The following is a 5,187-nucleotide window of genomic DNA, read 5'->3' on the forward strand; positions in this document are numbered from 1 at the left end:
GTGCTGGCGCCGCCTGAATGGCCTGTTGTGACTGAGCCGTCTGCTGCGGTTGCGGTTGCTGCTGTGCGTCAGCTTCGGCCTCGATCGCTTCCGCTTCGTGGACGGACTTCTTGAAGCCCTTGATGGCTTTGCCGAGCCCTTCTCCCAACTGCGGCAATTTGCCCGCGCCGAAGATGATCAACACGATGAAGAGAATTAGGATGAGCTCTGTAAAACCAAGACTCCCAAACATGGTGTGTTCCTCCGTATGGGTGAATCAGGATGCGTTACTGTCTTTACTCCGCTTGGCGAACCGCTCCTTCAACCGCTGTCTAGCCTGCTCCGCCTGCTCGAACATCTTGCACTTGTCATACAGACTGATGAGGTTGTAGTAGGCCAACGGTTCGTCGGGATTCTGCTCGACGGCGCCTTCCATCACCTTCAATGCCAAATCGGTTTTCTTGTGGTTTAGCGCCAGCTCCATAAGCTTGAAACTGGCATCTAAATGCTTGGGATCCAATTCGAGCGTTCGCAAATAGCACTGGATCGCCATGTCGATCGTGTTGTAGTCGGAGACCTGAGGATTATCGAGTTCCACGTAGACTCCTGCAAGGTTGTACCAGGCGATAGGGTCATCCGGTGTGATCTCGACCAGGCGCTCGTAGTATCCTTTGGCATCCATGTACTTTTTTTTGTCCGAACAGAGCCGGCCGAGGTTGAACAGTGCCAAGACATCGTATTGGAAGACGTCAAGCGCGTGCTTGAATTCGGTCTCCGCTTCGTCCGACATGTTCTTCGTGGCGTAGATCGTGCCAAGATTCGAATAGTACATAGCCAGCGAGCGGTTCATTTCCGCCCGGAGCCCTTCAGCCATTTCGATCGATTTCTTGACCTCGACCAATGCGTCGTCGAGGCGTCCCTTGCTGAAGTACAGCTCACCCAAACGGCAGCGCGCCTGAAAATCGTCCGGCTCAGCCGCCAGAAGTTTTTCGATTTCGGCGATTTCTTCGTCCGGATTCAAGGGTTGATCGCCAGGATCAACAGCTGCACCACCCTGTTCTGGATTTGAAGTTGTCGTTTCGTTCATAACCCCATCCTATAGCTATAGCAAAAATTATTCGTTAGACATGTCCGCCGACCAGTGAATCCTGCGTCCCCATTATGGGCGTATTCGAAGTTGAAACAGATTCCGAGGCTTCGTGCCGGGTACGATCCATTGTGAGCAACATGACACCCAATACGACCATTAACGTCAGATTGGAATAGAGCAGCGCGTAGCCGGCGATGAACATGAGACCCAGACCATACCCCGCCACCCGGCCCATCGTCAGAAGCTTGATAACGGTGTAAGACCAGCAGATGAGTCCCGCCATATAGAGCGCGAACGGCAAATAGAATGTATACCCCATACCAAACTGGAAGATCCACCCAATACCATCCGCACCTTTGCGCACGTTGTTCGCCATCACGGGATCAAACCGGTTCAGAATATAATCGAGGAAAAACATTGTGACGAATATCACACCTGCGGTCCCCCAAAACCAGATGGCCCGACGGCGCTGGGTTTGGTTCCGCGATCGGAACGAGACGCCGCGTCCGTAGGCCCAGAAGACGAGGATGCTGGCCAACACCATCAACGCTTCGCCTCCGCGATGGGCTTCATAAACCATCGGCGGAGCAGCCACCGTGCCGGCGACGCTATAGAAGGTTGAGACGATCTGGTAGTACAGCCATCCTGAAATCCCGAACAGATAAGAAAAGCCCAGGATCCTGTGTGACCATTCCTGATGCGAGGACAGATATTCTGTCATCAAGAGCGCGATCGCGACTAATGCCACCGTGTTGTAAATGCCGGCTCCTAGCATCGTGGGCGGCATAAAGAGAAAACCGATCGTGAGAAGCATGAGCAACGCCACGCAGGGAATGATGAAGCGATTCAAGCCGGAGAACCCCCCTGCGGCCAATCGATTAACCATGCTGACGGTGAGGCCTAAAAAGAGGAGAATCGCCACCACATTCAGCAGCCACTGCCCGATTTCAGTTAAGGCCGTAAATGTCGGAATGATCCACTGATGGTCTGCGGCAAGTTTGCTTAAATGCATACCCAACCGCGACACCAGCCGGTAGAGGATCAACTCGAGAAAGGCGACCAGCAGCACCAGCTTGATCGTATACTGGAACAAGAGCGGCTGATCACTCAGCTTACCTGTTATCCGTTCCATGGTCATTCCCGGTGCGAGCACGCTATCTTCTCTCCTTCACGAATTGCGGATTATACAGACTGCCGAAAAATCCGGTCAACGTGGAACAGGCTAAGGTCTCTACGAGCGGGCTGCCGGAACTGCTCGGCGCTCCTCTTCCTTGGCTCTTGCGATGTAGAGCAGCCCATCGGCCATCGAATAGTTGAAGGGAAGCTCACAGACGACTTCGCTGATCTTTTCGTAGATATACTGATACAGCCGCTCTGCCTGCTCCGGCGTCATCCCTTCCTGCACCTCATAGAAGAACCCGAGGCTCAAATCCTCCGCAGACGGCCGCATGATACGACGGACGCCGTATCCTCCAGGATCGCTCATGATGGGAGCTTCCTTCTCTAAATCAAACAGGCAGGGCTGACAGGAGAATCCGTACGATTCATTCAATTTCTTGTTCTCAACTACGAAGTTCATTGTTTCCAGAGCTTCTTCTTCCTTCTCGGTCGGGAATCCCACGATGATGTAGCAATGGACCGCAATGCCGAGATCGACGCAGTCATTGGCGATACGCCTGACCCACTCCTGCTGGATCCCCTTCTTCATGAAATCCATGATCCGTTGATTGAACGATTCCAACCCGAAGACGATCTTCAAACAACCGGCATCCCGCATGGAAGTCAGCAACTCTTTCGTCAGATTTTTCTCGAACCGCATCTCACAGGTCCAACGGACGTCCATGCGGCGATCGATCATCTGCTGGCACAGCCGCTTCGTTGGAGACAAGGCGAAGCATTCGTCGGTAAAGAAAAAGTTCCTGACTCCATATCGCTGCTTGAGCCACTCCAATTCTTCGATCGTCCGACCTGGCTCTTTCTGACGGAAGTTCTGGTGATCGAGCGTCAAGGCACAAAACGCACAGTCCTTATAGTAACAGCCCCGAGAAAATTGCACCGGAAGCACCGGCTCTGGCGACAGATAGTTCCCCAGCGGGAATCCATCGTAATTGGGGGCAGGCAGCTGATTGACATTCTCCGAGTAGAAAGGCTGATTGACGATGATTTTCCCGTTCTGGCGATAGATCAGATTCGGGACCTTACTAAGATCCTTCTTTCCTGCCAGCTGGTTGACAAGTTCCAGGAGGGCCGTTTCACCTTCGAACACGACGATGTCGTCGGTCAAATCGAACAGGTTGGGACATCGGCGCAGGTTGTCAACCAAACGGGTAAAGATGCTGCCGCCGACCGTCACGTGAATGTCCGGCGCAGCTTCCTTTATCAACCGGCAGAGAGTCAGGCCTGGAATGATTTGCGACGTGGCTGTTATCGATACCCCGATGAGCTCAGGATGTTCGGCCACTATGGAAGGGAGGAACCCCTCACGGAACAGCCTGATATACGGGTTCTGCGCCTCATCCCGAATGACCTTCATTAAGTCTTTCGAGGAATAGATCGAGTACGTACTGAACTGGTTGTCCACAACCGTCAGTCTGGTAGGGAAATAGACGGACGACAACACTTCGAGCCATTTGTCGATAAGAAAGAGGCTCTCTCGGTAGGCTTCCATATCATAGAAACCCTCCCCTCGAAGCGTCTCTTTGGCAGGCTCAATGCGATCGATCAAGTACGCAAACCGATCAAGTGATTCCGTCACGCGGGCAAGATGCTCGGCACTGCCGGGTCCAGTATCACCGGTTCGTTCCCGTTCCAGTTGCCTCTGCTTATCGATCAATTCCTGATACAGCCCAGCTCCGTATGACTGGGTCAAGACTTGGTCGAGCAGTTCGATGCCAAGATCGCGTTGTGCCACATTCGTCACACCTGCTTGCGCAAGGAAACCTGTCAGGGATGGGAGGCTTAAATACGGCTGAGATGGATGCCATGTGGGGGGAAACAGCAAAGAAACTTTCATGGTTTCCTGCTACAGATAGAATTGAAAAATAAAGACAAAATGCATAAAGCCCACTCTGGTCTTATACACTCCGCTGTTCCGGAAATGCAACCCTGCGCCCCCTTGCATAATACATTTGAACCTGGAAAGACGTGACCCTGCCAGGATATCCGAAAAAGAAAAGCCCCAGTTCCTGTGAACTGGGGCTTTCTTCAGCTTGTCATGTTCCACTCTCGCGAGTGGGACACGGTCTCTCGACCTCGTTCAGCTTACGGAAGCTTGAGCGTGAACCAGGTGGAGAGGGCCTTCATACCGTTACGTTCGACATTCGAACCATCCCACACTGCAAAGGCGATGGGCACGGACATCCCGCCCTTGAACTGGGTATCGTTGGCATCGCCGGTCTCGAGAGCGCGCTTCACGACCACACGCCAGGTTGGACCGGAATATCCACCACCCTTTGTCGCCCCTGATGGTTCCCATACGCCGTTACCAAGCACATCCTGGTGAGCCTGAGTGGTGAGGGTGCTGAAGCCGTTCGCGTTCAGATCCTCGACCGAGCTCACGCGGAGCGTCGGATCGGACAAAATATTACCCGACCAAATGCCTGGGTTGAAGGGTCCGAGGCTGCGACCGATCCGGTCCGGATAGGTCACACCGCCAGCCGGCTCTTCAAAGTAGTAGTCCCAGAAAATGCCGGGATATTGGTCGTCCACATCCCACATCCCCGCGACGTCCTTACCCATATCCTTTTGCCACTCCGCGTTCCACCGCCAAATGTTGGTCGTTCCACCGGACTGACCCATACACTGGAACGGCGGCGCCCCAGACGTATTGACTGGGAACATGATCGCAGCCTGATCTCTGAAGTCCTGTGGTCCGATCGTCGTATCGTTCTTCGTCTGATCGGTCCACTCCACGCGCAGGCCGATTTCCTTGCCATTCGTCATGGCCTTTACGAACACCGACTTGACCGAAATATTCGGGTGCATCGGCGTAGTGATCAACTGACCACTCAGCGGAACGATTACACCAGGCACAGCTTCCCAAATCGGGTTCGCCCCATCCATCGGGATGGGACCCTTGACCGCTTTCGCCGGGATGGTCACCGGCTGACTGACGGCCA

5 protein-coding genes are annotated in these 5,187 nt (G+C 53.7%); all 5 read right to left on the reverse strand.

Features of this window, described 5'->3' with window-relative positions:
* A partial coding sequence (gene tatA / locus ACWVCN_RS07485) for a twin-arginine translocase TatA/TatE family subunit (protein WP_455244940.1) occupies nt 1–232 on the reverse strand: 232 nt, incomplete at its 3' end.
* A gap of 24 nt (nt 233–256) precedes the next feature.
* Entirely contained in the window at nt 257–1,066 is an 810-nt protein-coding gene (locus ACWVCN_RS07490; protein ID WP_455244941.1) for a tetratricopeptide repeat protein, read from the reverse strand.
* A gap of 34 nt (nt 1,067–1,100) precedes the next feature.
* Nucleotides 1,101–2,222, reverse strand: coding sequence for a hypothetical protein (locus tag ACWVCN_RS07495; protein WP_455244942.1), 1,122 nt, complete (start codon nt 2,220–2,222; stop codon nt 1,101–1,103).
* A 78-nt stretch (nt 2,223–2,300) separates the two neighbouring features.
* The gene (locus ACWVCN_RS07500) at nt 2,301–4,082 is read right to left on the reverse strand and encodes a B12-binding domain-containing radical SAM protein (RefSeq protein ID WP_455244943.1); all 1,782 of its coding nucleotides are present in this window, start codon (nt 4,080–4,082) and stop codon (nt 2,301–2,303) included.
* A 248-nt stretch (nt 4,083–4,330) separates the two neighbouring features.
* Nucleotides 4,331–5,187: ethylbenzene dehydrogenase-related protein (locus ACWVCN_RS07505; RefSeq protein WP_455244944.1), on the reverse strand; the 857-nt coding region annotated here is incomplete at its 5' end.

This window comes from Petrachloros mirabilis (assembly GCF_975968855.1).

Excerpts from the sequence above, each read along its gene's own strand:
- ACWVCN_RS07500 (WP_455244943.1), bottom strand. The coding sequence starts at position 4,082 with ATGAAAGTTTCTTTGCTGTTTCCCCCCACATGGCATCCATCTCAGCCG.
- ACWVCN_RS07490 (WP_455244941.1), bottom strand. The coding sequence starts at position 1,066 with ATGAACGAAACGACAACTTCAAATCCAGAACAGGGTGGTGCAGCTGTT.